The 26,608-nt window shown below is 63.8% G+C and carries 28 protein-coding genes and 1 pseudogene; 12 read left to right on the top strand and 17 right to left on the bottom strand.

What is annotated here, in order from left to right; translation table 11 throughout:
* Nucleotides 1–99 precede the first annotated feature (99 nt).
* Nucleotides 100–693: a hypothetical protein gene (locus tag ACSQ3Z_RS02975; RefSeq protein ID WP_436169890.1), complete on the bottom strand. Its 594-nt coding sequence runs from the start codon at nt 691–693 to the stop codon at nt 100–102.
* Nucleotides 694–846: 153 nt separating this feature from the next.
* Nucleotides 847–2,070 (bottom strand): argininosuccinate synthase, encoded by a 1,224-nt coding sequence (locus ACSQ3Z_RS02970; protein ID WP_436169889.1) that lies wholly within the window; start codon nt 2,068–2,070, stop codon nt 847–849.
* Between the two features lie 166 nt (nt 2,071–2,236).
* On the opposite strand from ACSQ3Z_RS02970, the gene ACSQ3Z_RS02965 reads away from it, so the two are divergent.
* Nucleotides 2,237–2,878, top strand: a complete 642-nt coding sequence (locus ACSQ3Z_RS02965) for a LysE family translocator (RefSeq protein ID WP_436169888.1) — start codon at nt 2,237–2,239, stop codon at nt 2,876–2,878.
* Here the strand turns inward: ACSQ3Z_RS02965 and ACSQ3Z_RS02960 are convergent.
* The 5 genes from ACSQ3Z_RS02960 to ACSQ3Z_RS02940 form a co-directional block, all read right to left on the bottom strand.
* Nucleotides 2,850–3,329 carry a hypothetical protein gene (locus ACSQ3Z_RS02960; protein WP_436169887.1) on the bottom strand — a complete coding sequence of 160 codons (480 nt, stop codon included), beginning with the start codon at nt 3,327–3,329 and terminating at the stop codon, nt 2,850–2,852. The genes ACSQ3Z_RS02965 and ACSQ3Z_RS02960 overlap by 29 nt on opposite strands.
* Nucleotides 3,326–4,561, bottom strand: a complete 1,236-nt coding sequence (gene rlmN / locus ACSQ3Z_RS02955; RefSeq protein WP_436169886.1) for a 23S rRNA (adenine(2503)-C(2))-methyltransferase RlmN — start codon at nt 4,559–4,561, stop codon at nt 3,326–3,328. Before rlmN ends, ACSQ3Z_RS02960 begins: the two co-directional genes overlap by 4 nt.
* A gap of 414 nt (nt 4,562–4,975) precedes the next feature.
* Nucleotides 4,976–5,479 (bottom strand): invasion associated locus B family protein, encoded by a 504-nt coding sequence (locus tag ACSQ3Z_RS02950; RefSeq protein WP_006202696.1) that lies wholly within the window; start codon nt 5,477–5,479, stop codon nt 4,976–4,978.
* A gap of 251 nt (nt 5,480–5,730) precedes the next feature.
* Nucleotides 5,731–6,093 carry a YkvA family protein gene (locus ACSQ3Z_RS02945; RefSeq protein WP_436169885.1) on the bottom strand — a complete coding sequence of 121 codons (363 nt, stop codon included), beginning with the start codon at nt 6,091–6,093 and terminating at the stop codon, nt 5,731–5,733.
* Nucleotides 6,094–6,221: 128 nt separating this feature from the next.
* On the bottom strand, nt 6,222–6,518 hold the full coding sequence (locus tag ACSQ3Z_RS02940) for a 4a-hydroxytetrahydrobiopterin dehydratase (protein WP_436169884.1): 297 nt from the start codon (nt 6,516–6,518) through the stop codon (nt 6,222–6,224).
* Between the two features lie 106 nt (nt 6,519–6,624).
* On the opposite strand from ACSQ3Z_RS02940, the gene ACSQ3Z_RS02935 reads away from it, so the two are divergent.
* Nucleotides 6,625–7,143: a low molecular weight protein-tyrosine-phosphatase gene (locus ACSQ3Z_RS02935; RefSeq protein ID WP_436171821.1), complete on the top strand. Its 519-nt coding sequence runs from the start codon at nt 6,625–6,627 to the stop codon at nt 7,141–7,143.
* Here ACSQ3Z_RS02935 and thpR read toward each other — a convergent pair.
* Together thpR and ACSQ3Z_RS02925 are read right to left on the bottom strand one after the other, a co-directional pair.
* The gene (gene thpR / locus ACSQ3Z_RS02930) at nt 7,047–7,643 is read right to left on the bottom strand and encodes an RNA 2',3'-cyclic phosphodiesterase (protein WP_436169883.1); all 597 of its coding nucleotides are present in this window, start codon (nt 7,641–7,643) and stop codon (nt 7,047–7,049) included. The two genes, ACSQ3Z_RS02935 and thpR, sit on opposite strands and share 97 nt — an antisense overlap.
* Before the next feature lie 117 nt (nt 7,644–7,760).
* Nucleotides 7,761–8,405, bottom strand: a complete 645-nt coding sequence (locus ACSQ3Z_RS02925) for an arylesterase (protein ID WP_436171820.1) — start codon at nt 8,403–8,405, stop codon at nt 7,761–7,763.
* Between the two features lie 135 nt (nt 8,406–8,540).
* Between ACSQ3Z_RS02925 and ACSQ3Z_RS02920 the strand changes: the two genes are divergently transcribed.
* From ACSQ3Z_RS02920 to ACSQ3Z_RS02905, 4 genes are all read left to right on the top strand, one after another.
* A complete protein-coding gene (locus ACSQ3Z_RS02920) occupies nt 8,541–9,239 on the top strand; it encodes an ABC transporter ATP-binding protein (RefSeq protein WP_436169882.1) in 699 nt (232 codons plus the stop codon).
* A complete protein-coding gene (locus ACSQ3Z_RS02915; protein ID WP_436169881.1) occupies nt 9,239–11,788 on the top strand; it encodes an ABC transporter permease in 2,550 nt (849 codons plus the stop codon). Before ACSQ3Z_RS02920 ends, ACSQ3Z_RS02915 begins: the two co-directional genes overlap by 1 nt.
* A gap of 235 nt (nt 11,789–12,023) precedes the next feature.
* Nucleotides 12,024–12,797 carry a Bax inhibitor-1/YccA family protein gene (locus ACSQ3Z_RS02910; protein WP_436169880.1) on the top strand — a complete coding sequence of 258 codons (774 nt, stop codon included), beginning with the start codon at nt 12,024–12,026 and terminating at the stop codon, nt 12,795–12,797.
* Between the two features lie 106 nt (nt 12,798–12,903).
* Nucleotides 12,904–13,473: an N-acetyltransferase family protein gene (locus tag ACSQ3Z_RS02905; RefSeq protein ID WP_436169879.1), complete on the top strand. Its 570-nt coding sequence runs from the start codon at nt 12,904–12,906 to the stop codon at nt 13,471–13,473.
* 99 nt (nt 13,474–13,572) lie between these two features.
* Here the strand turns inward: ACSQ3Z_RS02905 and ACSQ3Z_RS02900 are convergent, their stop codons facing one another.
* Both ACSQ3Z_RS02900 and ACSQ3Z_RS02895 read right to left on the bottom strand, forming a co-directional pair.
* Nucleotides 13,573–13,962 (bottom strand): DUF2794 domain-containing protein, encoded by a 390-nt coding sequence (locus ACSQ3Z_RS02900; protein WP_436169878.1) that lies wholly within the window; start codon nt 13,960–13,962, stop codon nt 13,573–13,575.
* A 634-nt stretch (nt 13,963–14,596) separates the two neighbouring features.
* Nucleotides 14,597–15,346, bottom strand: coding sequence for a DUF1223 domain-containing protein (locus ACSQ3Z_RS02895; RefSeq protein ID WP_436169877.1), 750 nt, complete (start codon nt 15,344–15,346; stop codon nt 14,597–14,599).
* A 185-nt stretch (nt 15,347–15,531) separates the two neighbouring features.
* On the opposite strand from ACSQ3Z_RS02895, the gene ACSQ3Z_RS02890 reads away from it, so the two are divergent.
* Nucleotides 15,532–16,206: a ceramidase domain-containing protein gene (locus tag ACSQ3Z_RS02890; protein ID WP_436169876.1), complete on the top strand. Its 675-nt coding sequence runs from the start codon at nt 15,532–15,534 to the stop codon at nt 16,204–16,206.
* A 46-nt stretch (nt 16,207–16,252) separates the two neighbouring features.
* Here ACSQ3Z_RS02890 and acnA read toward each other — a convergent pair whose 3' ends face one another.
* On the bottom strand, nt 16,253–18,943 hold the full coding sequence (gene acnA, locus ACSQ3Z_RS02885) for an aconitate hydratase AcnA (protein ID WP_436169875.1): 2,691 nt from the start codon (nt 18,941–18,943) through the stop codon (nt 16,253–16,255).
* Between the two features lie 284 nt (nt 18,944–19,227).
* On the opposite strand from acnA, the gene ccmA reads away from it, so the two are divergent.
* From ccmA to ACSQ3Z_RS02865, 4 genes are all read left to right on the top strand, one after another.
* Nucleotides 19,228–19,836 carry a heme ABC exporter ATP-binding protein CcmA gene (ccmA, locus tag ACSQ3Z_RS02880; protein ID WP_436169874.1) on the top strand — a complete coding sequence of 203 codons (609 nt, stop codon included), beginning with the start codon at nt 19,228–19,230 and terminating at the stop codon, nt 19,834–19,836.
* Entirely contained in the window at nt 19,836–20,501 is a 666-nt protein-coding gene (ccmB, locus tag ACSQ3Z_RS02875; RefSeq protein ID WP_436169873.1) for a heme exporter protein CcmB, read from the top strand. The genes ccmA and ccmB overlap by 1 nt, the downstream gene beginning before the upstream one ends.
* 124 nt (nt 20,502–20,625) lie before the next feature.
* A complete protein-coding gene (gene ccmD / locus ACSQ3Z_RS02870; RefSeq protein WP_436169872.1) occupies nt 20,626–20,823 on the top strand; it encodes a heme exporter protein CcmD in 198 nt (65 codons plus the stop codon).
* Complete coding sequence (locus ACSQ3Z_RS02865; protein WP_436169871.1) at nt 20,820–21,398, top strand: DsbE family thiol:disulfide interchange protein; 579 nt, start codon at nt 20,820–20,822, stop codon at nt 21,396–21,398. Before ccmD ends, ACSQ3Z_RS02865 begins: the two co-directional genes overlap by 4 nt.
* A gap of 152 nt (nt 21,399–21,550) precedes the next feature.
* On the opposite strand, the gene ACSQ3Z_RS02860 is transcribed toward ACSQ3Z_RS02865, so the two are convergent.
* Nucleotides 21,551–21,718, bottom strand: a complete 168-nt coding sequence (locus ACSQ3Z_RS02860; protein WP_006202677.1) for a hypothetical protein — start codon at nt 21,716–21,718, stop codon at nt 21,551–21,553.
* A 285-nt stretch (nt 21,719–22,003) separates the two neighbouring features.
* Here ACSQ3Z_RS02860 and ACSQ3Z_RS02855 point away from each other — a divergent pair, with 285 nt between their 5' ends.
* Nucleotides 22,004–22,924: an SMP-30/gluconolactonase/LRE family protein gene (locus ACSQ3Z_RS02855; RefSeq protein ID WP_436169870.1), complete on the top strand. Its 921-nt coding sequence runs from the start codon at nt 22,004–22,006 to the stop codon at nt 22,922–22,924.
* 12 nt (nt 22,925–22,936) lie between these two features.
* Here ACSQ3Z_RS02855 and ACSQ3Z_RS02850 read toward each other — a convergent pair whose 3' ends face one another.
* The 4 genes and pseudogenes from ACSQ3Z_RS02850 to ftsY form a co-directional block, all read right to left on the bottom strand.
* Nucleotides 22,937–23,470 (bottom strand): NADPH-dependent FMN reductase, encoded by a 534-nt coding sequence (locus ACSQ3Z_RS02850; protein WP_436169869.1) that lies wholly within the window; start codon nt 23,468–23,470, stop codon nt 22,937–22,939.
* 36 nt (nt 23,471–23,506) lie between these two features.
* Nucleotides 23,507–24,125, bottom strand: a pseudogene (locus ACSQ3Z_RS02845) (pyridoxamine 5'-phosphate oxidase family protein).
* 12 nt (nt 24,126–24,137) lie between these two features.
* Nucleotides 24,138–24,806 (bottom strand): septation protein A, encoded by a 669-nt coding sequence (locus ACSQ3Z_RS02840; protein ID WP_436169868.1) that lies wholly within the window; start codon nt 24,804–24,806, stop codon nt 24,138–24,140.
* 61 nt (nt 24,807–24,867) lie between these two features.
* Complete coding sequence (ftsY, locus tag ACSQ3Z_RS02835; RefSeq protein ID WP_436169867.1) at nt 24,868–26,604, bottom strand: signal recognition particle-docking protein FtsY; 1,737 nt, start codon at nt 26,602–26,604, stop codon at nt 24,868–24,870.
* Nucleotides 26,605–26,608: the final 4 nt, after the last annotated feature.

Genomic DNA, 26,608 nt, shown 5'->3' with positions numbered 1-26,608 from the left:
ATCGACAGAAAGCCCGGCCAAGTGCCGGGCTTTCCATTTATGGAGCAGGGTCAAACCCAATCACTCGGAACGACCAAATTCGATCTCATCGCATCGCTCTCAATAATGCGCGTAGCCGCTCAACGGGCATTTCTGGGAAGCGGGAACCTGGAAGGTGCCGTCAACACCGTTGCAGGTACGGAACTTGGAGTTCCGCAGTGTCCCGGCTTGCGTGCCCGTAGCCGCTTTTGACTTGCCCTTCATCTCGATTTTGGTCGGTTGGTCGAACTGCGCGTGGCCGCTCAACGGGCATTTCTGGGAAGCGGGAATCTGGAAGGTGCCGTTATTACGGTTGCAGGTACGGAACTTGGAGGTCCGCGACGCCGGGGCTTGCGTAGCCGCCTTTGACTTGCCCTTGATGACCATCCAGATTTCGGTCGGTTGGTCGAGCTGCAGGTTGTTTATATCAGAGTAGCTGATCCGCCCGCTGCGCACTCCGGCGGCAAGGCGCTGGCAGAACAGGGTCGGCATGCGCTCCAGCGAGACGCCAATGAAGGAGGCGATATCGTGCTTGAGCGTGATGTTCCATGCGAGCACCTCCGCGATGCACCCGTCCAGGTTCATCTTCGGTTCGCGCTTAGCAGCTGCCTGTGAGGACTGGCATCCCGTAAAGACGATGGCCGTCGCAAGCAGAAGAAAAATAACAATTTTCACTGTCAAAACCCCTCTATCCCGCAAGGGAAACTAAATGAAGCTGTCGAAAGGTCAAATAGGAAATTATCAGAGGAGTTTGACTTCTCTTATATTAGAATTGCCAAATAAAAACCCGGCGTCTCCGCCGAGTTTTGTTCTGGCAATAGCTTCGGCTCAGCCCTTGCGGTTGCGCGCCGCGAGTGTCCTGAGCCGCAGCGCATTGAGGCGGATGAAGCCGGCGGCGTCTTTCTGGTCGTAGGCGCCGCGGTCGTCCTCGAAGGTAACCAGCGCGTCGGAATAGAGCGTCTTCTTCGACTTGCGGCCGGTGACCATGACATTGCCCTTATAGAGCTTGAGCCGCACCGTGCCTTCGACGTCATCCTGGCTCTTGTCGATCATCGCCTGCAGCATCAGCCGCTCGGGCGCGAACCAGAAGCCGTTGTAGATGAGCTCGGCATAGCGCGGCATGAACTCGTCCTTGAGGTGGGCGGCACCGCGGTCGAGCGTGATCGACTCGATGGCGCGGTGGGCGGCGATCAGGATAGTGCCGCCGGGGGTCTCGTAGACGCCACGCGATTTCATGCCGACGAAACGGTTCTCGACCAGGTCGAGCCGGCCGATGCCATTGTCGCGGCCGAGATCGTTGAGGGCGGCCAGCATGGTTGCCGGCGACAGTTTCTTGCCATTCAGCGCAATCGGGTCGCCCTTGAGGAACTCGATCTCGATCTCGGTGACTTTGTCCGGCGCGTCCATCGGCGAGACGGTGCGCTGGTGGACGAATTCCGGCGGCTCGGTCCACGGGTCTTCCAGCACCTTGCCTTCCGATGAGGAGTGCAGAAGGTTGGCGTCGACCGAGAACGGCGCGTCGCCCTTCTTGTCCTTCGGCACCGGGATCTGGTGCTGCTCGGCGAAGTTGATGAGGTCGGTGCGCGATTTGAACGACCAGTCGCGCCACGGCGCGATGACCTTGATGTCGGGGTTCAGCGCATAGGCCGACAGCTCGAAACGGACCTGGTCGTTGCCCTTGCCGGTGGCGCCATGAGCAATTGCATCGGCGCCCGTCTCCTTTGCGATCTCGACCAGGTGCTTGGAGATCAGCGGCCGGGCGATTGAGGTGCCGAGCAGGTAGGTGCCTTCATAGACCGCATTGGCTCGGAACATCGGGAAGACGAAGTCGGCAACGAACTCCTCGCGCACGTCGACGACGCGGATGTCCTTGATGCCCATCATCTCGGCCTTGCGGCGCGCCGGCTCCAGTTCGCCACCCTGGCCGAGGTCGGCGGTAAAGGTGACGACTTCGGCGCCGAGCTCGGTCTGCAGCCATTTCAGGATGATGGAGGTGTCGAGGCCGCCGGAATAGGCGAGCACGACTTTCTTCACGTCTTTTGCTTTTGACATTTGGCGGTTCCGCGACAGGAGTTCTCGGCGGGCGAGGTATCACGGCGTTTCCGGCCTGCGCAAGAGACGAACGGTGGCTGGACCAGATGCTGCATCGGCCAGAGGCTGGCAAGGGCAGGACGCTCGCGGTATGGCTGCGCCGTCTTTTGCTGCCTTGAGACCGGACATGTCCTTCATTCCCGACACAACGACACTGATCCAGTTCGCCATCGCCACCGTCATCCTGGCAATCACGCCGGGACCCGACATGACCTTGTTCGTGTCGCGCACGCTCGGCCAGGGCCGCGCCACCGGCTTCGCCTCGATGGCCGGCGCGCTGTGCGGCACGCTGATCCACACCACGCTGGTGGTGGTCGGCATCTCGGCGCTGATCGTCGCCTCGCCGATGGCCTTCTTCGTGCTGAAGATTTTTGGCGCCGGCTATCTCGTGTTCCTGGCCTGGCAGGCGATCACCAAGGGATCGGCCTTTTCACCCGAGAACAAGAACGGACCTGAGATATCGCTGTTCCGCAGCTGGGCGGCCGGGCTCGGCGTCAATCTGCTCAACCCGAAGATCATCCTGTTCTTCATGACGTTCCTGCCGCAGTTCGTTTCTGCGCACGACCCGAATGCGCCGGGAAAACTGTTCTTCCTTGGCGTGATGTTCATCGTGCTGTCGATCCCGGTGACAGCGCCGATGGTGTTTGCAGCGGAAAAGTTCTCGGCGGCGATGAAGGCCAGCCCGCGCGTGACGCGGGTGGTCGACTATCTGTTTGCCGGCGTGTTCTTGGCCTTCGCGCTCAAGATCCTGACGGCCCAGGCGAAGTAGGCGCATCGCTCTTCCACCAGCTTCCGGCCCAGCGGCCGGCGGCGAGCCAGTAGAAGATGCCGCCGACCATGCCGCAGCCGATCACGGCAGCGATGGCGCGCGGCTCGGTGACGTCGAAATTGGCATCGGCATTCTGGTGGACGAAGCCGAGGAAGACCGCGGCAACCACGCCGCCGGCAAGCGCGTAGAACAGCCAATCGCGCCGGCCGAGGATTTCAGCGATCAGGATGACGATGGCCGCCGGCATGAAGGCGAAATAGGCGACGAACAGCGCCACGAACGGAATAGAAAAATAGAGCGAAGCGGTCGCCGTTGGGGCGGCCTGGTCCGGTGCATAGCCGAGCGAGGCCAGGAACAGGATATTGAGGAAGGCGCTCGCAGCCAGCGCGGCGACGGCATAGCCGAACAGGATGATGGCAAAGCGGATGAGATAGGCGATGAGGCGGCTCAAGCCTCGCCGTGCCCCGCGATCATCATCGCTTCCAGCGCCAGCCGGTCGACTTTGCGCATGCGCTCCGATTCCGACTTCAGCTGACCGCAGGCGGCCAGGATGTCGCGGCCGCGCGGGGTGCGGATCGGCGAGGCGTAGCCGGCATTGTTGATGTAGTCGGCGAACTTCTCGATCGTCTCCCAGTCCGAGCACTGGTAGTTGGTGCCCGGCCAGGGGTTGAACGGGATCAGATTGATCTTGGCCGGAATGCCCTTGAGCAACTTGATCAGCCCCTTGGCGTCCTCGATGGAATCGTTGACGTCCTTCAGCATCACATATTCGAAGGTAATGCGCTTGGCGTTGGACAGGCCAGGATAGGCGCGGCAGGCGGCGATCAGCTCTTTGAGCGGATACTTCTTGTTGATCGGCACCAGCAGGTCGCGCAGATCGTCATTGGTAGCGTGCAGCGAGATCGCCAGCATGACGCCGATCTCCTCGCCGGTACGGAAGATTTCGGGCACGACGCCCGAGGTCGACAGGGTGATGCGTCTTTTCGACAGGGAAAGCCCGTCGCCGTCGGAGGCGATCAGCAGCGCCTTCTTCACCGCCTCGAAATTGTAGAGCGGCTCGCCCATGCCCATCATGACGATGTTGGACACTTTGCGACCCTCGGCCGGCACGATGGCGCCGTCCGGCGTGTCGCGGTCGGGGAAATCGCCGAGCCGGTCGCGCGCCGTGAGCAACTGCGCCAGGATTTCCTCGGCCGTCAGGTTGCGCACCAGCTTCTGCGTGCCGGTGTGGCAGAACGAGCAGGTCAGCGTGCAGCCGACCTGTGAGGAGATGCACAGCGTGCCGCGGCCCTCTTCGGGGATATAGACGGTCTCGATCTCGACCGGCCGGCCGGCGCCGCGTGGCGGAAAGCGGAACAGCCATTTGCGGGTGCCGTCGGCGGAAATCTGCTCCTCGACGATTTCGGGCCGCGCAACGGTGAAGTGCTTGTCGAGTTCGGCGCGCAGATCCTTGGAGATGTTGAACATGCCGGCAAAGTCGGAAACGCCGCGCACATACATCCAGTGCCAGAGCTGCTGGGCGCGCATTTTTGCCTGGCGCTCCGGCACGATGCCGGCACCGACAAGGGCCTCACTCAGTTCGGCGCGCGTCAGGCCGATCAGCGACGGTTTTTCAGCCGACGCGGCGCGGGCGCGCAACGCGTCGCGGGCGCCTTCGGCGGTAAGATCGAACGAAAGGGTCATGGTTGCGCCAATATAAGCGGTTTGCGGCCGATTTCAGCATCGTGCCCGAAATGAAGCGCGGCGCATAGCACAGGTTGCGGGCGGAGTCATGCGGGGGGCGGCGAGCAAGGGCAGGGATTGGTGTCCAAATTTGCGCCGGAGACAAATTTTCGATCTCGGCGCCGCCCCTCATCTGCCTGCCGGCATCTTCTCCCCGTATAGGGACGGGGAGAAGGGGGCAGGCCGCAACGCCGGTGCCATCCCCGCAACGCCGGCGATTGGCGAAAGCATTGATGCGGTTCCTTTCTCCCAGTCCCTATACGGGGAGAAATGCCCGGCAGGGCAATGAGGGGCAGCGTCAACGCCTCGAAGACTGGTTCTACCGAACCTCGCGATCCGGCCTTTCAAATTCCTGCTTAGCAGATCCCGTTCGGCCTATTTGCACTTGGCGATCGACGCCAGCGCGGCCGAGATGCCCTTCAGCGAGAAGACATAGGTGGTTGTGTTGCCGCGGCCGGACTTGGCCGACACCTTCATGTCGGTGCCGGTCTTCATGGCAGCGATCAGGACAGGCTCTTCCGCGGCGTTCTCGACCCAGGCCGATTTGCCGCGGGTGAACATCGAGAAGGATTTCTTGTCGATGGTGACGGTGGCCTTGGAGCCTTCCTGGAAATTGTAGCCGGCGATGAATTGCGGCTCGTAGGACACTTGCTGCCCAGGGCGCTGGCTGACGAAGAAGAACATGTCGCCATGGTCGAGCGTCGGCGGCTGCTTGTCGGTCGGCACGGTGAGCACGTAGCAGACCTTGCCGCCGGATGCCTGGTAGCTGTAGGTGCCCCAGGCATTGTGCTGGCCGATCTTGGTCGCCGACTGCGCCAGCGCCGGCGCGGCCAGGGCCACCAGGACCAGGCTGGAAACTGTAGCAATCAATCCGCGCATCGTTTTTCCCGTATTCCAACTGGTGCGGCGGCAGGCCGGTCTGGCGTCCTGCCCGTCGCTTCATTTTGATTTAATCTGGGTTACCAAACGGTGAATTTTCCTCAAGAAAAGGACCCACACCCCAGGAAACCGCCGCCATCACCGCACTGCTGCTCGAAAAGCAGCAGCGCGACGTCCCTGTCTCGACTTGGAGGCCACGAAAGCGGCAAGAGTTTGTCTTTTCAAACCACCCCTGCGTGTGCTGTGCCGGCTCAGCTCTTGTCGGCGATCGCCTGCTTCGCGGCCTGCCGGTGCGCCGGGGTGATGTGGGCGCTGACGGCGGTGATCGCGGCCATAAGCACGGCGATATCGTCGGTGAAGCCGAGGCCCAAGACGAAATCGGGGACGAAGTCCACCGGCAGCACGAAGTAGCCGAGCGCCGCCACCAGGATGCCCTTGGCGCGCAGCGGCGTGTTCTTGTCCATGGCGCAGTAATAGGCTGCCACCACGTCCTCCATGAACGGGATGTGCCGGGCGGCCTTCTTGGCGGTGCGCCAGAATTTTTCGCGCACCTCGCGCTCGCCGGCCAGCCTGTCGCCAAAGCCGAAGAAATCAAAACCGGAATCTTGCGCCATCAATCTCTCCTTGCAGGCGGCCGCGCATCGTTCAACGCGCGGCTGCGAGCAAAAATGTGGTGAAAGCCGACCCCTGCTGCAAGATGCCGGCGCCGATTTGGCATGCTGGATCTGCCGCGGGGCGTCACTCAGCCGCCGAAATAGCGGTTCATCTTCTTCGCCAGTTCGATATCGAGTGCGGTCACGCCGCCGGCATCGTGCGTGTTCAGCGTGACGTCGACGGTCTTGTAGACATTCGACCAGTCCGGATGATGATCCATCTTCTCCGCCGCCAGCGCAACGCGTGTCATGAAGGCGAAGGCCTCGGAGAAGTTCTTGAAGGTGAAGGTGCGCCTGATCGAAGCACCGTCGGCGGCCAGCGACCAGCCGCCCAGTTCGGCCAGGGCCGCCACGATGGCGTCCTTGCCCAGTTTCTCTCTCGTCATGTCGGGTTCCTGTGCTATTCGAAAATGACCCTCACCATAATGCATGTCGCCCAAAAGTGCGTCGCGGTTTTGGGATAACGACATGCACAAAAATAGCGCCGGATCGATGAGCGCAAGGCCCATAAAATCCATTCTGTTCGTCTGCCTCGGCAATATCTGCCGGTCGCCGCTGGCCGAGGGCGTTTTTCGCGCCATCTGGGCCGAGCGCGCAGGGGGCCTGGATATGGTGCTCGATTCAGCCGCAACCAGTGGCTGGGAGGTGGGCTCCGCCCCCGACCCGCGCTCGATCGCGATCGCCGCCCGCCACGCCATCGACATTTCCGGACAGACAGCGCGTAAGGTCAGGCCGGAGGATTTTCACCGCTTCGACCTGATCCTGGGGATGGACCGGCAGAATGTCCGCGACCTGAAGGCGCTGGCGCCTGCCGCCGTGCACGACCGCATCCATCTTTACCTGGAGTTTGCGAGCGGCAGCGGTCGCGATGTGCCGGACCCGTACTATGACGGGCCGGAGGCGTTCGCCACCGTCTACCGCATGATCCGCGAGGCGTCGGAAGCGCTGGCGGCGCGGCTGGAAGTGCGCGTGTCGGCGCCCGACAGCGGCCAGGCTTCCTCGACGATATAGGGGCCGCCGCCGACCGAATCGCGCGACGACATCAAAACGAAGCGGCCGACGCGGAAGGGCAGCGTCGAAAAATTGCCGCGCGCCGAAAGATACTGGGCGACATCGAGCGGGCTCGAATTGCGCAAGCGCGCCAGCGTCACATGCGGCATGAATTTGCGCGGGTCGGCCGGCAGGCCGAGCCGCTGGCAGATGCGGTCGATTTCGGCTTGCAGGGCGGTAAGATCCGGCGAGGCGGAAACGCCGGCCCATACCGCGTGCGGCTTTCTCTGGCCGAAGGCGCCGACACCGGACAAGGCTATCGGGAAGGACGGGCGGTGGACGCGGTCGAGCGCGTTGGCGATCTCGTCGGCGACATGGCCTTCGACATCGCCGATGAAGCGCAGCGTCAGATGGTAGTTTTCGACATCGATCCAGCGGGCCCCAGGCAGGCCGCCCCTGAGCAGGGACAACGAAAGGGCAGCATCACGCGGAATTTCGAGGGCGGTGAAAAGACGTGGCATGGAAAGCCTCCTGTCCTCGAATCGAACTCACGCCCCTAGCGAATCATCGATACTCAAACGGGGCAAGCGGTTTGTTGGCTCCGCGGTTTCCCCAGCGGTAACCGTGACTTTTCAGCCTCACGACGCACCGCCCGCCCCCGCGATGGCCTTTTCGGCCGTCGGCAGGATGCGCTCGACCATCACGCCGACACCCTTGGCGTTGGGATGCAGGCCGTCCTCCAGCCGCAGTCCGGGCTGGCCGGCGACGCCGTCGAGAAAGAACGGATAGAGCGGAACGCCGTATTTCGCGGCCAGCTTCGGATAGATCGCGTCGAAGGCGTTCTGGTAGTCGGCGCCGAGATTGGGGGCTGCACGCATGCCGGCCAGAAGCACGGCGATCTTGCGCAGTTTGAGCTTGGCCAGCATCTCATCCAGGTTCTTTTCGGTGATGCCGGGCGAGACGCCGCGCAGCATGTCGTTGGCGCCGAGCTCGAGGATCACCAGCTGCGTGCCGTCGGGCACCGACCAGTCGAGCCGCGCCAGGCCGCCGCTTGTCGTATCGCCGGAAACGCCGGCATTGGCGACCATCACGTCATGGCCCTTGGCGCGAAGTGCGGCCTGCAGCCTGTCGGTAAAGCCTTCGCCGGGGCCAAGGCCAAAACCCGCCATTAGGCTGTCGCCGAAGCCGACTATGGTGAAGGCCTCGGCGCGTGCCGACGAAATCGCACTGCTGATCGCGGCGAAAAGAACGAGAGCTGCGGCAAGAGTGTGTTTGAAAGCCATGCGGCAGGCCCCATATGAGCGGAACAGTTTTTTGGCGAAGGCGGATTCCTTGTCGAGCATCGGATTTTCCCAAAACCGGTCTCCACTTTTGGGTCCGATGCTCTGCCCCCACCCTCCATATAGGACGCTTTCATTGTGACAGAAGCCGTCATCGTGCTGAAAGACGTATCGCTGACGCTCGGCGAAGGCGCGTCATCGGTCCATGTGCTGAAAGGCGTCAGTCTCGATGTCGCTGCCGGCGAGGCAACCGGCATCGTCGGCCCTTCAGGGTCCGGAAAGTCGACGCTGCTGATGGTCCTGGCCGGGCTGGAAAGGGTCGATTCGGGTACGGTTCGAATCGCCGGCGAGTTGCTCAACGGCAAAAGCGAGGACCGGATCGCATCGTTTCGTGGGCGAAACATTGGCATCGTCTTCCAATCCTTCCATCTCATCCCCAACATGACGGCACTCGAAAATGTCGCTGTGCCGCTCGAACTCGCCGGCCATGCCGATCCGTTCGGGGTGGCGGCACGCGAACTCGCGGCAGTCGGCCTCAGCGACCGCGTCACCCACTATCCCGGCGAATTGTCCGGCGGCGAGCAGCAGCGCGTGGCGATCGCCCGGGCGCTGGCGCCTTCGCCGCGCATCCTGGTCGCCGACGAGCCGACCGGCAATCTCGACCAGGCGACGGGACGGCAGGTCGCCGACCTCCTGTTCGCCAAGGCGGCCGAGCGCGGCATGACGCTGGTGCTAGTCACGCATGATCCGGCGCTCGCGGCGCGCTGCCCGCGCCAGGTCTCGATGCGTTCGGGACGGATCGAGGACGCACTGATGCCGCTGAAGGTGACGGCCTGATGCCGCTGTCGCAGACCATGAAGCTCGCCGTCCGCTTCTCGCTGCGCGAGATGCGCGGCGGGCTGTCCGGCTTCCTGATCTTCCTTGCCTGCATCGCGCTCGGCGTCGCGGCAATCGGCGGCGTCAATTCGGTGGCGCAGGCAATCACCGCCGGCGTTGCCAATCAGGGCCAGACGCTGCTTGGCGGCGATCTGCGCTTCCAGCTCAACCAGCGCGACGCAACGCCGGACGAACGTGATTTCCTCGATCGGCTCGGCGCCGTTTCGCACAGCGCCAGCATGCGCTCGATGGCGCGGCTCGAGGACGGCTCCGACCAGTCGCTGGTCGAGGCCAAGGCGGTCGACGACGCCTATCCGCTCTATGGCGCGCTGGAGACCGAGCCACAGCTATCGAGGCAGGACCTGTTCGGCGAGAAATCCGGAGTTTTCGGCGCCGCGGCACCCGACCTGCTGTTCGACCGGCTGAACCTCAAGGTCGGCGACCGGCTGAAGCTCGGCAGCGCCACATTCGAGCTGCGCGCCAGGCTCACCAACGAGCCGGATGCGGTGTCCGACGGTTTCGGTTTCGCGCCGCGGCTGCTGGTGTCAACCGAAGGGCTCACGGCATCCGGCTTGATCCAGCCGGGCAGCCTGGTCGAGCACGCCTACAAGATCCGCCTGCCCGCCGGCGCCAGCGAGGCTGATATCAAGGCGATCCAGAATCAGGCCGCAGCAGACTTTCCGCAGTCCGGCTGGTCGATCCGCACGCGCTCCAACGCAGCGCCGGCGCTCTCCTCCAACATCGAGCGCTTCTCGCAATTCCTGACCCTGGTCGGGCTGACGGCGCTGGTGGTCGGCGGCGTCGGCGTGGCGAATGCGGTGCGCGCCTATCTCGACGGCAAGCGCGGCGTCATCGCCACTTTCAAGAGCCTGGGTGCCTCGGGCGGCTTCGTCTTTGCCGTCTACCTGGTGCAGATCCTGCTGATCGCCGGCCTCGGCATCGTGCTTGGCCTCATCCTCGGCGCGCTGATGCCGTTCGCGGCGAGTGCGGCACTTCAGTCGGTGATCCCGGTGCCGGCGGAGGGCGGCTTCTATCCTGGCGCGCTTGCCATGGCGGCGCTGTTTGGCCTGCTGGTGACGCTGGCCTTCGCGCTGCTGCCGCTCGGCCGCGCCCGCGACGTGCCGGCGACGGCATTGTTTCGCGAGATGGGGTTCGAGAGCCGCGGCTTTCCGCGCCTGCCCTATGTGGCGGCAGCGGTCGGCATCGCGCTCGCTTTGGCGGCCTTGGCCATCCTGTTTTCCGGCGACCGCCGCATCGCCTCGATCTTCGTCGGCGCCACCGTCGTGTCATTCCTAGTGCTGCGCCTCGTCGGCGCGCTGGTGCAATGGATCGCCAAGAGAAGCCCGAGGGTCCGCTCCGTCGCGCTCAGGCTCGCCATCGGCAACATCCATCGGCCAGGGGCGCTCACGCCGTCGGTGGTGCTGTCGCTCGGCCTCGGGCTGACGCTGCTGGTGACGCTGGCGCTGATCGACGGCAATCTCAGGCGGCAGATTTCCGGCAGCCTGCCGGAACGGGCGCCGAACTTCTTCTTCGTCGACATCCAGAGCCGCGACGTCGACGCCTTCTCGGCGTTGGTCGGCGGGCAGGCGCCGCAGGGAATGTTGGTCAAGGTGCCGATGCTGCGCGGCCGGGTGATGGCGCTGAACGGCGTCGATGTCGAAAAAGTGAAGGTGCCGGCGGAGGGCGCCTGGGTGCTGCGCGGCGATCGCGGGCTGACCTATGACGACCGCCAGCCGTCGAACGCGACGCTGACGGAAGGTTCATGGTGGCCGCAAAACTATGCCGGCGAGCCGCTGGTGTCGTTCTCGGCCGAGGAAGGCAAGGAGATTGGGCTGAAGCTCGGCGACACCGTCACCGTCAATGTGCTGGGACGCAACGTCACCGCCAGGATCGCCAATTTCCGCCAGGTCGAGTGGGAAACCATGGGCATCAATTTCGTCATGGTGTTTTCGCCCAACACATTCGCCGGTGCTCCGCATGGCTGGCTGGCGACGCTGACCGAGAAGAACGCGTCGGCCGCAGACGATGCCCGCCTGCTCAATGCCGTCACCCGCGCCTTCCCGGCGGTGACGACGGTGCGGGTCAAGGACGCGCTCGACATCGTCAACCGGCTGGTGGCGCAACTCGGCACGGCGATCCGGGCCGCGGCCGGCGTGGCGTTGATTGCGTCCGTGCTGGTGCTGGCCGGCGCGCTTGCCGCCGGCAACCGGGCGCGCATCCACGACGCTGTGGTGCTGAAGACACTGGGTGCTACTAGGCGAACGCTGATCGCGGCCTTCTCACTCGAATATATGCTGATCGGCCTTGCCACTGCCGTCTTCGCGCTGGCAGCTGGTGGGGTCGCGGCGTGGTTCGTCGTTGCTCGTATCATGACCCTGCCATCGCATTTCATGCCGGAGGTCGCGGTGGCAACCATAGGCTTTGCGCTGGTCATCACAGTCGGCATCGGCCTTGCCGGAACCTGGCGGGTGCTGGGGCACAAGGCGGCGCCGGTGCTGCGAAATCTCTGATCTGCAACGCCTGAATCGGCCCACTATCGATTAAATCTCGGTAATGTTGCGGCTGGGACGGCTGATAATGCGCGATTTGGCTGCTTCACGAAGCATTACGCTCGGTTACGGTCTTGTTCTTGACGCCAAGAACCATCATATTCCGCCGCAGGCATGCTGGAGCCCCGCCAGCGGCGCCTGGGCTCGAGTGAGCCTGACACCGGACCGGACGGGGCAGAAGCAAAAGAGGATTCCAATGGCTGATCCCATTCGCAATTACCAGACGCGCGCCGTACCCGGCGCCGCCGTCGATATCGATCAGGGCCTGCGCGCCTATATGATCAAAGTCTACAATCTGATGGGGCTTGGCTTGCTCATCACAGGCCTTGCCGCTGTCGGCACCATCATGCTGGCCACCACCACCGATCCGGCCTCGGCGGTCGCAACGCTGCCGAGCGGCGAGATGCTGACCTCCTTCGGCTACGCGATCTTCGGGTCGCCGCTGCGCTGGGTGGTCATCCTGGCTCCGCTGGCCGCGGTGTTGTTCCTGTCGTTCCGTGTCCAGTCGATGAGCGTGTCGGCCGCGCAGACGACGTTCTGGGTCTATGCCGGCCTCGTCGGCCTGTCGCTGTCGTCGATCTTCCTTGTCTACACGACGGCCAGCATCTCGCAGACCTTCTTCGCCACCGCCGCCGCCTTCGGCGCGCTGTCGCTCTACGGCTACACGACCAAGCGCGACCTGACCGCGATCGGCTCGTTCCTGATCATGGGCCTGTTCGGCCTGATCATCGCAATGGTGATCAACATCTTCCTGCAGTCGTCGGCTCTGTCCTTCGCCGTTTCGGCGATCGGCGTGCTGATCTTTTCGGGCCTCACCGCCTATGACACGCAGAAGATCAAGGAGATGTATTTCGAGGGCGACGCCGCCGATGTCGCCGGCCGCAAGGCTATCATGGGCGCGCTGACGCTCTATCTCGACTTCATCAACCTGTTCATGTTCCTGCTGCAGTTCATGGGCGACCGTCGCTAATACGGTCTCTTGGACCAGCGAGTTCGGAAGGGCGGCCCAACGGCCGCCCTTTTCTTTTGTCCTGGCCTTTGCTTAAAAGAAGGCACATGAACGATTTGCATAAATTATGAGCAGCATCACCATACGGGGCGCAGCCGCGGCCGACCTCGACCGAATCACGGAAATCTACGCCGACGCGGTGACCCACGGCACCGCGAGCTACGAGTTGGAACCGCCCAGCCGCGCCGAAATGGGCAACCGGTTCGACGCGCTGACGGCGGGCGGCTTTCCCTATCTGGCGGCGGAAAAGGACGACGCCGTGCTCGGCTATGCCTATGCCGGCCCGTTCCGGCCGCGCCCGGCCTATCGCTTCGTCGTCGAGGATTCCGTCTATGTCGCTCCGGAGGCCAAGGGCCAGGGCGTCGGGCGGCTTCTGATGCAGGGGCTGATCGAGGCGGCACGGGCGGCGGGCTTTCGCCAGATCATCGCGGTCATCGGCGACGGCCATGCCGACAGCGCCTCGGTGCGGCTGCATGAGAGGCTCGGCTTTCGCCATTCGGGCCGCCTGGAAGGCTCCGGCTACAAGCACGGACGCTGGCTGGACACGGTGTTCATGCAGCTGTCGATGAATGGCGGCGCAGGCCTGCCGCCGGATCCCAACTCGCTGCCGGAACGGAAATTCCGCCAGCAAAAATAAGCACATAAACCTGGAAACCGATCTCGGTTTCCAGAAAGGATCATGTGCAGAGTCAAAGTGTTAGAGCGTCCTTTGCGCGTCCGACGCGCGGCGCTCCAATTAGGCTTCGACCACCCTCAGCCTGCCGTCGAAGACGCCAAGCACGCGGCCGAGTTCCTGGCCGCGCTTGAGGATGCGGCCGCCGGCGGCGATGACGGCGAAGGCGCCCTGCCGGCGCGCCAGCTTCGGGTCCTTGACGATCTGGAACAACGGCACCTCGCTGGCGCGGCGGAAGACGGAAAAGACGGCGCGGTCGGAGAGGTGATCGATGGCGTAGTCGCGCCATTCATTGGCGGCGACCATGCGCCCGTAGAGCCTCAGGATCTGGTCCAGTTCGCGCCGGTCGAAGCGCACCGGCTGGTCGAGGCGTTCGCGTCTTGCCTCATGCAGCGGGATCAATATTGCGGATGCGTCCCCATCCTCCGTCCCACTGCCGCCGCGATCAGTCATGCCTCGATCCTTCGAATGAATCTTTGCCTGCAGAAGTTGGCGTGTTCGCTGCCGAATTGCAAGGCCCCGGCTAAGCAAGCCGGAGCCAAGCCGTTTCCGTCACGTCCAGTCACATTTGTCAAACGCCTGTTGGAATTGGTGATGCTTCGCCACATTCCTGCCTTATTTTATCCGCGCTAATGCCCCAATGTCCGACGAGTTTACCAGCGTTGCCTGAGACGGTTCGGTCCGGCACCGGCTCGTAAACCCCAAGCCCCCCGCCCACGGGTCTGCGTCGGATCGAACCAACCTCGGTTTTTCCCTCGGAAAAATCGGGTGCGACGATCCCAAAACCTAAATGACCGGCGTCAGAAGCAAGCTGACGCCGGTTTTTTATTGGCTGGTTGGTGCGGTTCCAAAGCGCGTTGCGTTTGAATGGCCCCGTGCAAGCGATTCAATTGCTGATATCGTCGGTCCGCCCTGCCCCTCATTGCCCTGCCGGGCATTTCTCCCCGTATGTGACGGGGAGAAAGACGCCGCCACGAATGGTTTCGCCACTTACCAGCGTTGCGGAATGCGCGCCGACGGCGAGTCAGCGGGCTTCTCCTGGGAGAAGGTGCCGGCAGGCGGATCAGGGGCGGCGCCGAGGGTCCAGTTACGGCTTGCGGATGAAGGCGGCGCCCAGGATCGGCCCGGGCGTGCCGTCCTTGCCGACCGACTGCAGCAGCACCGCGCAGCCGCCTTTCTTGGAGATCTCGGTCATCGGCAATTCGTAGCGCTGCGCCTTGCCGTGCCACATGCCGGCAGTCTGGATGCCGGAGACGGCGTTCCAGTAGGTCATGCTGCGACCGCTGTTTTCGCCCTTGGCGATGTCGATCGTCTGCGGCGCATTGAAATAGACGATGACGACATGGGCATCGGTCGGGCCGCTGCCGGCGTCGCCGGTGTCGATCATGACGCGGTCGCTGGTCCGGCTGACCTTGATGCCGACCCGCATGCCTTCGCCGGTCTTCTGCAGGCGGGCAAGTGTGCCGTCGACTTCCTTGCGGCTGGCGCCGTTGACATGGCTGCGGCCGTTGATGACGGCTTGCGGCGTATAGACCGAACGGCTGCCGAAGGCGCGCATATAGTCATACTGCCGCTCGGTGTTCTCCTTGCGGCTCAGCGTGTCCTGCCAGCCGAGATAGTCCCAGTAGTCGACATGATAGGCGAGCGCGATGATGTTTTCCTTGGCGGCGAGCTCGGCGAAGAATTCGTCGGCCGGCGGACAGGAGTTGCAGCCCTGGCTGGTGAAAAGCTCGACCACGCCGAGCGGCTTGTCCGACTCTTCCGCAAGCCCGTTGCCGGCAAACGCCGACAGGGCCAGCGCAAGTGCCGCAAGCCGCAATGGTCCTTGAAATGCCATGGCCGTTCCAATTTCCCGCCGGTGACGCCGGCCTTGTTGTGGTTGCTAAAATATGTGGCAGAAGCGACAGTCAACGGGAAGTCACGTTGCGGTGAAATTTTTATGGTTGCAACCGAAGGCAAGCCCGCAATAGGAGAGGCGTCTGCACTACGCGGTGCGGTTCGATTGGAGGCGGCATCGTCAGCATGTGGCAAACTCTCCTGACGCCGGTCGATCTTTATTGTGAACGGACAGGGCCGGAACTTTGGGCCGAACCGGTCAATGCTCTGACAAATCTTGCGTTTCTTGCCGCCGGTCTGTGGGGTGTGCGGGAAGTGCGCCGGCGCGGCACCGGCACTTTCGCCGAAGTGCTGGCCTGGTGGGTGGTGGCGATCGGCATCGGCTCGATGCTGTTCCATACCTTCGCCATCCGAGCCACGATCTGGGCCGACGTGCTGCCGATCGCCGGTTTCACGCTCGCCTACACGCTGTTCACGTTGCGTCGCTTCCTCGGCATGGGATGGGGCAAGGCGATCGCCATCTTCGTCGCCTTCTACGCCGTCGCCGGACTGCTGACATGGGCGGTGCCGGACTGGCTGCGGCAGGCCTCGAACGGCACAACCGGCTATCTGGCGCCCTTCCTGGCGCTCGCCTTCCTCGGCGCATGGACGGCGCTAAGCGGCAGCTGCGCCGGCCGCTACAATCTGGCGGCCTTGGCGATCTTCGTCGTCTCGGTCATCTGCCGGATGGCCGATCCGCTGGTCTGCGGCAGCTTCCCGCTCGGCACGCATTTCCTGTGGCACATCCTGAACGGCCTGATGCTCGGCGTGCTTCTGGCCGCGACGGCGCGCTTTGGCGCGCCGAGGGCAGTAGGGCAGTAGGGAGCTCTATTCTCTATTCCCTACTCCCTTACTGCCCCTTATTCCCCTAGGCAGCGAGATCGCGCAGCACGTACTGCAGGATGCCGCCGTTCTTGAAGTAGTCGAGCTCGTCCAGCGTATCGATGCGGCAGATGATCGGGACGTTCTTCACCGTGCCGTCACCGTAAGTGACCTTGGCGGTCATCTTCTGGCGCGGCTTGATGGCGTCCAGACCGTCGATCTCGACCAACTCGTCGCCCTTGAGATTGAGCGAGGCCCATGAGGTGCCTTCCACGAAGACGAAGGGGATGACGCCCATGCCGACCAGGTTCGAGCGATGGATGCGCTCGAAGGATTGGGCGATGACCGCGCGGACACCAAGGAGATTCGTTCCTTTGGCCGCCCAATCGCGCGACGAGCCGTTGCCGTATTCGACGCCGGCGAAGATGACCAGCGGCACGCCGTCCTTCTTGTACTCCATCGCGGCGTCGTAGATCGACGTCTCTTCCTTCGACGGATAGTGGATCGTGTAGCCGCCCTCGCGGCCGTTCTCGCCCAGCATGTGGTTGCGGATGCGGATGTTGGCGAAGGTGCCGCGCATCATCACCTCATGGTTGCCGCGGCGCGTGCCGTACTGGTTGAAGTCGGCAACGCCGACGCCATGGTCGGTGAGGTATTTTCCCGCCGGCGAGGCCGCCTTGATGGAGCCTGCCGGCGAAATGTGGTCGGTGGTGATCTTGTCGCCGAACAGGCCAAGCACGCGCGCGCCCTTGATGTCGCCGATCTTGCCGAAGCCCGAGGTCATGCCGGCGAAATAGGGCGGGTTCTGCACATAGGTCGAATTGTCGTCCCAGGCATAGGTCTGGCCTTCCGGCGCCTTGACCTTCTGCCAGTGTTCGTCGCCCTTGAAGACGTCGGCATATTTGCGGGCGAATAGTTCGCGCGTGACGTTCTTCTCGATGAACTCCTGGATCTCGGCCGAACTCGGCCAGATGTCCTTGAGATAGACCGGCTCGCCGTTCTTGTCCTCGCCGAGCGGCTCGGTGGTCAGGTCCTTGGTCACGGTGCCGGCCAGCGCGTGGGCGACGACCAGCGGCGGTGAGGCGAGGTAGTTCGCCTGCACGTCGGGCGAGACGCGGCCTTCGAAATTGCGGTTGCCGGAGAGCACCGCGGCAGCAATCAAGCCTTTATCGTTGATGGTCTTGGAGATCGGCGCCGGCAACGGGCCGGAATTGCCGATACAGGTGGTGCAGCCGAAACCGACCAGGTTGAAGCCGATCTGGTCGAGCTCCTTCTGCAGGCCCGACTTCTCCAGATATTCGGCGACCACCTGGCTGCCAGGCGCCAGCGAGGTCTTGACCCAGGGCTTCTGCTTGAGGCCGAGCCGATTGGCGTTGCGGGCGAGCAGGCCCGCACCGATCAGCACGCTCGGGTTCGAGGTGTTGGTGCAGGAGGTGATGGCGGCGATGACGACATCGCCATGGCCGAGATCGTGGCTGGTGCCCTCGACGGCGTAACGCTTGTGGATTTCGGCGGCCTTCTTGTATTCGGTCTCCATCGCCTTGGCGAAGCCTTCCGGGATGCCTTCCAGGGCGACGCGGCCTTCGGGACGCTTGGGGCCGGCCATCGACGGCACGACGCTGCCGAGCTCAAGTTCGAGCAGGTCGGTGAAGACCGGATCGGCCGAGCCGGCATCACGCCACATGCCTTGCGCCTTGGAATAGGCCTCGACCAGCGCGATGCGGTTTTCCTCGCGGCCAGACATGGTCAGGTAGCGGATGGTCTCGCTGTCGACCGGGAAGAAGCCGCAGGTGGCGCCATATTCCGGCGCCATGTTGCCGATGGTGGCGCGGTCGGCCAGCGTCATGTTGGAGAGGCCGGGGCCGAAGAACTCGACGAATTTGCCGACGACGCCCTTCTTGCGCAGCATCTGGGTGACGGTGAGCACGAGGTCGGTGGCGGTGACGCCTTCCTTCAGTCTGCCGGTGAGACGGAAGCCGATGACTTCGGGCAGAAGCATGGAGACGGGCTGGCCGAGCATGGCCGCCTCGGCCTCGATGCCGCCGACGCCCCAGCCGAGCACGCCAAGACCGTTGATCATGGTGGTGTGCGAATCGGTGCCGACGCAGGTGTCGGGATAGGCGGTGTTTTCGCCGTCCTCGGCGTTTGTCCAGACGACCTGGCCGAGATATTCGAGATTGACCTGGTGGCAGATGCCGGTGCCGGGCGGCACGACGCGGAAATTGCGGAACGCCTGCTGGCCCCATTTCAGGAACTTGTAGCGTTCCTCGTTGCGCTCATATTCGAGCTCGACATTGCGGGCAAAAGCCATCGGCGTGCCGAATTCGTCGACGATGACCGAATGGTCGATAACAAGATCGACCGGCACCAGCGGGTTGATCTTCTGCGGGTCGCCGCCGAGCGAGGCCATGGCGTCGCGCATGGCGGCAAGGTCGACCACCGCCGGAACGCCGGTGAAATCCTGCATCAGCACGCGGGCCGGCCGATAGGCGATCTCGACGCCGGCGGTGCCCTTGTCGGTCAGCCAGCCGGCGACCGCCTGGATGCTTTCCTTGGTGACGGAGCGGCCGTCCTCGTTGCGAAGCAAGTTCTCCAGCAGCACTTTCATCGAATAGGGCAGCTGGGCGATGCCGGTAAGGCCGTTCTTTTCGGCCTCGATGAGGTCGAAATAGACATAGTCCGCGCCACCCGCGGTCAGCGTGCGGCGGCAATTGAAACTATCGAGAGATTTTGACACGTGCGATCCGTCCTTGTCTGTTCAGCCTGAAAGGGAACGGACGCCGATGGCATGCAATCACGCGCAAAGGTGCGGGTACGGCCATTTCCGCTGTCCGTTCCCAGCCAACCCGAGCCGTTCAAGGCGGCGCGTGCGCTGGTTCGGCGCTAATTCTGTTCCCGTGCCGACCGCTGGCACGGATGACCCGGATATAGAGAATTTCCTGGAATAGTTCTAGACACGGAATCGCCATTTTTGTTGCGGCGCACCGAAGCCGCGCTTGGACTTTCGGCGAAGGGGAACGAATGCGGCTGATCGCCGAAGATCTGAGCGGCGAACGCGGCGGCGAGACGGTCTTTTCCGGCATCGGCTTCGTCCTGGAAAAAGGCGAAGCGCTGGTCGTCACCGGGCCGAACGGCGCTGGCAAGTCGACGCTGCTCCGGGTTGTCGCCGGGCTGCTGCCGGTGGCGGGAGGCCGGGTACGAATCGAGGGCGGTGGCGAGGATTTCCCGTCGATTGCCTCTGCCTGCCACTATCTTGGCCATCAGAACGCGATGAAGACGGTGCTCAGCGTGACGGAGAATTTGCGCTTCTGGCGGGAATTATCTGGCGAGCCACTGCTTTCGGTTGAAGAGGCGCTCGAGACCGCCGGGCTCGGGGGGATCGGCCATTTGCCGTTCGGGTATCTGTCGACGGGGCAAAGGCGGCGCGCGTCGATCGCCAAATTGCTGGTGAGCCGCCGGCCGCTGTGGCTGCTGGATGAGCCGACTGCGGGGCTAGACAAGGCTTCGGAGTCGCGGTTTGGCGGAGTGATGGCCAAGCATTGCTCGGATGGGGGGATAGTCGTCGCGGCAACGCATCTGCCGCTGGGACTGGAAGGGGCGAAGGGGCTTGTGATGGGGATGGCCGGGTGATGCTGGCCCTCTTCCTGCGCGACATCCGCCTCTCCATCCGCGCCGGCGGTGGTGCATTGACCGGCGTGATCTTCTTCCTTGCCGTCATCGCCACGATCCCCTTCGGCGTCGGCCCGGATCTCAATCTGCTTGCCCGCATCGGTCCGGCGATCCTGTGGATCGCGGCCCTGCTCGCTTGCCTGCTCGGGCTCGACCGGCTGTTCCAGGCCGATCGCGAGGACGGCTCGCTCGATCTTCTGGTGCTGGGCCACGACCGACACATGCTGGCGCTGACGGTGCTGGTGAAATGCCTGGCGCACTGGGCTGGCAGCGTGCTGCCGCTGGTGGTCGCGGCACCCCTGCTCGGCCTGTTCATGAATATGGCGCCGATCGGTATCGGCGCAACCGCGCTGACGCTGCTGGTCGGCACGCCGGCGATTACTTTCATCGGGGCGGCCGGTGCCGCCGTGGCGGTGGCACTGCCGCGCGGCGGGCTGCTGATCTCGGTGCTGGTGCTGCCGCTGACCATTCCGGTGCTGATCTTCGGCGTCTCGGCAAGCTATGGCGCGGTGGCGGATCCCGATCCGTTCCTGCAGCCCTTCCTCATTCTCGCCGCGCTGACCCTGTTTCTTGCCGTGCTGGGACCGGTGGCGGCGGCACTGGCGCTGCGCCACGGGACCGACTGACGCATCGGGCCGTGGGTGGCTGCGGCGCAGCGGCCGATTGCGAAGCCGGGACGGCAAGGCTAAGGGAAGGCATGATCGAACACGGCGACATGGCTGGGCTGGACGCCCGCGCGGAGCAGCTGGCATGAGCGCGCATGCGCTCTATGTGACTGCCGCCTATGCCATCACGGCGATCGTACTGGCCGGGCTGATCGGCTGGATACTGATCGACCAGCGCGGGCGCAAGCGCGACCTGGCAGAGCTGGAGGCCGCCGGCGTGCGCCGCCGCTCCGACACGGGCGCCGGCGACAAAAATGCCCGGGAAAAAGGCGCCAAGTCATGAGCAGCGAAACCGAAACGCCGTCGCCGCCTCGTCGCCGCCTGATCGTGCTGTTGCCGCTGGTGATCTTCCTCGGCCTGGCGGGGCTGTTCCTGTTGCAGCTTCTGTCCGGCCGCGATGTTTCGGAAGTGCCGTCGGCGCTGATCGGCCAGCCGGCGCCGCAGACCAATCTGCCGGCACTCGAAGGCACCAACCTGCCTGGGCTCGACTCAAAACAGTTCGCCGGCAAGGTGACGCTGGTCAATGTCTTTGCGTCGTGGTGCGCGCCGTGCCGCGAGGAGCATCCGGTGCTGCTGGCGCTGTCACAGGACAAGCGCTTCGTTACCGCGGCGCTGAACTACAAGGACGAACCGGAAAACGCCCGCCGCTTCCTTGGCGAGCTTGGCAATCCGTTCCAGGCGATCGGCGTCGACGAAGCCGGACGCGCGGCGATCGACTGGGGCGTCTATGGCGTGCCGGAAACCTTCGTCGTCGGCAAGGACGGCAAGATCGCCTACAAGCATGTCGGTCCGCTGACGGCCGAGTCGGCTGAGACATTGCTTTTGTCGCAGATCGAGAAGGCCCTGGCGGCACGTTGATATTCAGGTGATGCCGGCCTGCGAACGGCGGCTTCCTGCGCTTCCGGTGCTCACGTACTTAGTACGCTCCGCTCCGGTTCTCGGAAGCCACCATTCTCGACTCGGCCTGACCTGAATCTCAAAGTGCCGGACCGGGTCTTTCGACCAAAAGTTTAGCCGTAGATCTGCTTGTGGATCTGGTAGAGCATTTCCGAGCGGTCGGCGCGCATGTCGGCCAGATCGCGGGCGGTGAAGCTGTCGATTTCGGCGACGAGGCGGTTGTAGTGCTTGCGCTTGGCAATGCTCTGGCGAGCGCGAGTCATGAGGCTGTCGATGATCATAGCAAGGTTCCTTTCGTGCCGCGTTCTGGCGGCGAATTGTTCCTCCCTTGATCGATACGAAGCATGACATAGTAATTGTGCGTTGCAAAAAGAAGATGTTGCAATGCACCATTGCGCCCAGTGCATAGCCGGTTAACCGGCCCTTACCCGCAATTCCCGCAAGGCGGCGTAGCCCCGGCCTTGCTACGAGACCTCAAGATGCGGTGAAGCACCGATCATCGATCTTGCCAGATCGGTCGCCGGCTGGCTTGATCGCGCCCGATCTCAAGTGCCGGGAGGAAAAGCATGGCCGCCGCAGACTATTATGAAATTCTCGATCCGCGTTTCGCGCGGCTGTTCAACTCCAACGCGCAGGTGGAAAAGCTGTTCACTGGCTGCCAGTGGGCGGAAGGGCCGGCCTGGTTCGCCGCCGGCCGCTATGTGGTCTGGTCCGACATCCCCAACAACCGCATGCTGCGCTACGACGAGACCGACGGCAATGTCAGCGTCTTCCGCCAGCCCTCCGGCAATTCCAACGGCAACACCGTCGACCGGCAGGGCCGGCTGGTGACCTGCGAGCATTCGGGCCGCCGCGTCAGCCGCACCGAACATGACGGCTCCATCACGACCATCGCCGACAAATGGCGCGGCAAGCGGCTGAACTCGCCCAATGATGTAGTGGTGAAGTCCGACGGCTCGATCTGGTTCACCGATCCGACCTACGGTATCGACACCGATTATGAGGGCGACAAGGCCGAGAGCGAGATCGGCGCCTGCAATGTCTACCGGGTCGATCCCGGCAGCGGCGAGATCGAAGCCGTGATCACCGACATGGTCAGGCCCAACGGGCTGGCCTTCTCGCTCGACGAGAGCAAGCTCTATGTCGTCGACACCGGCCGTACGCATGGCGCGAAGAACCCTGCGCATATGCGCGTGTTCAATGTCGGCAAGGGCGGCAAGAAGGTTTCCGGCGACAAGGTGTTCGCCGACTGCACCTCCGGCATGTTCGACGGCTTCCGGCTCGACGAGGACGGGCGCATCTGGACGAGTGCGGCCGACGGCATCCATTGCTACGATCCGGACGGGACGCTGATCGGCAAGGTCAAGGTGCCCGAAGTCACCGCCAATTGCGTGTTCGGCGGCAACAAGCGCAACTGCCTCTACATCGCCGGCACCACCTCGCTCTACATGGTCCGGCTGATGGTCAACGGCGCCAAGACCGTTTGAACCACATGTCGTTCAGCGGGCGCGGATGAAGCCGGCGAAGGCCGAAACCGCCTCGCGCTTGGCCAGCCGGCTCGCCGGCTCGGCCAGGATTCTGTCCATCTCCGGTGGCTTCTTGCCGATCAGGACGATTTCGAGTGCCGTATCCTCATAGAGCGCGAACGACATCGTGCGCATGATCTCGGCGAGTGCCGCGCGGGCAAACAGCGAGCGCGGCGAGGCATGCACCAGCATGGCCGGCTTGCCGACCGCGGCATCGCGCGACACCAGCCAATCGAGCCCGTTCTTCAGCCCGCCCGGCACGCCATGGGCATATTCGGGACAGGAGACGATGACGCCATCGGCGCGGGTGACGGCGTCGATCAGCCTTGATGCCTCCAGTGGCGTGCGTTCGCCTTCATCGTCCGGGTTGAAGATCGGCAGCCGGCCAAGCCCATCATAGACGGTGACGCTGCAATCCGCAGGCGCGTTCGCGGCCAGCGTCGCGACGAGGGCCGAATTGGTCGAGGCGGCGCGCAGGCTGCCGGAGATGGCGAGGATTTCGATCAAGGGGATGGGATCTGAACGGTGAGTCGTTCCGAAATGCTACCACAGCGTCTTGCGGTAATCCTCGTCCAGCTCGCGGTCGATATCACCCGCGGTGTCGGCCAGCGCCAGCTGGTCGCGCATGATCTGGCCGAGCGTGGGCAGCGTCGCGCGGTCGTACCAGGTCTCGGGTTTCCACAAATCGGAGCGCATGAAGGCCTTGGCGCAATGCATGTAGGCGGCCTTGACCGTCACCACGACGACGCTTTGCGGCGCCTTGCCGTCAATCGCGAGGCGTTCGCGCAGGCCGGCATCGACGGTGATGCGGGCATCGCCATTGACGCGCAGCGTCTCGTTCATGCCGGGGATGAGAAAGAGCAGGCCGACCGAGGGATTGCGGATGATGTTTTCCAGTGTCCAGCCGGTTGTTGCCGGGCCGGTCGGGGATGGCGATGGTCCTGTCGTCGAGCACGGCCGCAAAGCCCGGTCTGTCGCCCTTCGGCGTCACATCGGCATTGCCGGCGCCGTCGGAGGAACCGATCAGCACGAAAGGGCTCTTGCCTATGAAGGAGCGGCAGTGGCCGTCGAGCGCTCTGAGTTCCTTGCGGATCGAACCGTCGGTCGGCCGGGGCGTCTTGTAGATCGTCCTCAGCTCGTCGCGCGAGGTGACAAACTCCATGGCCGCGTCTCCCTACTTGCCGGCCTTCTCTTCGGTCTTGTCCTCGAGCGAATGACGCAGGATCAGCGGCATCTGGCTGAAGGTGAACAGAAGCGTGATCGGCATGATGCCCCAGACCTTGAAGGTAACCCAGGCATCGGTCGAAAAATTCCGCCACACAACTTCGTTGACGAGGGCCAGGAACAGGAAGAACAGCCCCCAGCGGAAGGTGAGCTTTTTCCAGCCTTCGGTATCGAGGCTGAAGGCGGAATCGAAGACGTAGCCGAGCAGCGACCGGCCGAAGAACAGGCCGCCGAGCAGCACGCCGCCGAACAGCGTGTTGACGATGGTCGGCTTCATCTTGATGAAGACATCATCCTGCAGATAGAGCGTCAGCGCGCCGAAAATGAAGACGACGACGCCCGACACCATCGGCATGATCGGCAGAGTGCGGGTGAGCAGCCAGGAGGCGATCAGCGCGATCGCTGTCGCGGCCATGAACAGGCCGGTGGCGACGAAGATCGGGCCGCCGAATTCGGCCAGCACGGGAAATTTCTGCACCAGCCATCCGCTGCGCGCATTGGCGAAGAAGAACACCAGCAGCGGGCCGAGCTCGAGCGCCAGCTTGAGCACCGGGTTGACGCCTTCTTTCTTTTGCTTCTGCGGATCCGACGGGTCGCGCTCGAGGATGGGCGGGTTCATAGGCTTCCTTCTTGCGCGTGATCCAATCCAAAAAGCTTGCGCCTTTTCGAGATCACGCTTGTTAGGCCACTCCAGCGATCGCCCTCGCGAATTCGCTTGCCGAGAAAGGTTCGAGGTCGTCGACCTGTTCGCCGACGCCGATGAAATAGACCGGCAGTTTGTGCTTTGCCGCGATCGCCACCAGAATACCGCCACGCGCCGTGCCGTCCAGCTTGGTCATGACCAGGCCGTTGACGCCGGCGACATTGCGGAAGATCTCGACCTGGTTGAGCGCGTTCTGGCCGGTGGTGGCGTCGACCGTCTGCAGCACGGTGTGCGGCGCCTCCGGATCGAGCTTGCCCAGCACGCGGACGATCTTTTCAAGTTCCGCCATCAGCTCGGTCTTGTTCTGCAGCCGTCCGGCGGTGTCGATGATCAGCACGTCGGAGCCGGCCTCCTTGGCCTTCTCGAAGGCGTCGTAGGCGAGGCCGGCGGCGTCGGCGCCGAGTTTGGAGGCGATCACCGGCGACTTCGTCCGCTCGCCCCAGATCTTGAGCTGCTCGATCGCCGCAGCGCGGAAAGTGTCGCCGGCGGCTAGCATCACCGACAGGCCGCCATCGGTCAGCTTGGCCGCCAGCTTGCCAATGGTCGTGGTCTTGCCGGTGCCGTTGACGCCGACGACCAGGATAACATGCGGCTTATGGGAGAGGTCGAGTTCCAGCGGCATGGCGACATGGGTCAGCACCTTCTCCACCTCGGCCGCCATCACCGTGCGCACTTCGGTGTCGGAGACATCCTTGCCGTAGCGGCTGGAGGCCAGTGCGTCAGTGACGCGCAAGGCCGTCTCCAGGCCAAGGTCGGCGCGGATCAGCACGTCCTCCAGATCCTGCAGCGTGTCGTCGTCCAGCTTGCGCTTGGTGAAGACGCCGGCGATGTTGCCTGAGAGTTCGCGGGACGAACGGGCAAGCCCGTCCTTCATGCGCTGGAACCATGAGCGCCTCGGCGCCGGCTCCGGCACTTTCTGCGGCTCGGCCTTCTGCTCGACCTTCTTGGTGACGGTTACCTTGCCAGGAGCGGGCTTTGGCCCGGCTGGTTGTGGGATGGGCGCGGACTTTACCTCCCCATCGAGGGGAGGGTGGGGCGTTGGCGCGGCTTCGATCTCCGGCGCAATTTCGGCACGCACCGGCTGTGGCTCGACGGGTGCCGGCTGGCGAATGGGCGGCAAGACTTCGGCCGGAGGAATTTCAGGCGCCGGCGTTTCGGCCGGAACCTCCACAGGAGGCGTCGGCACTTCGACCGGTGCGGGTTCCGGTTGTGTCTCCGGCGGCGGCGTGATCTCCGGCTCGGCCGGCGCGGGTGGCGGGATTTCCTGAGGCTGCGGTTCTGGGGCAGGCTCCGGAACGACGGGTGGCGTCGGAACTTCCTGAGGCGCTGGCGGCTCGGCAGGATTCTCGGGCTCCGGCTCCTCGACAGGCTCGGGTTCCGGCAGAGGTTCCGGCTCGGACGGGACAACCGGCTCCGGCGTTGATGGAATGGTCGGGGTCGGCTCGGGCTTTGGTTCCTCGGGGACCGGTTGCGGCGCCGGCGGCGCTTCTGGCACAACAGCGGGAGGCGGCGTCGGTTCAGCCTGCGGCGCGACCTCTGCCGCAGGCTGCGCCTCGTCGCGCTTCAAAAACTCCGGCAACGCCTGCTCGGCCGCCGGCTTCAGTGCGTCCAGCGCGTCCCATTTGATCGGCGGCAGCGGTGCGGTCTCGTCGATCCGCTCCTCGACCACTTCCTTCTTGCCGAACGAAAATATCTTCTTGAAAAAACCAGCCATGCTT

Source organism: Mesorhizobium sp. LjNodule214 (genome assembly GCF_964252735.1).
In the GTDB taxonomy this organism is placed as follows: Bacteria; Pseudomonadota; Alphaproteobacteria; order Rhizobiales; family Rhizobiaceae; genus Mesorhizobium.
Note: the sequence above shows the minus strand (reverse complement) of the source record. Positions and strands in the feature narration are given on the sequence as shown.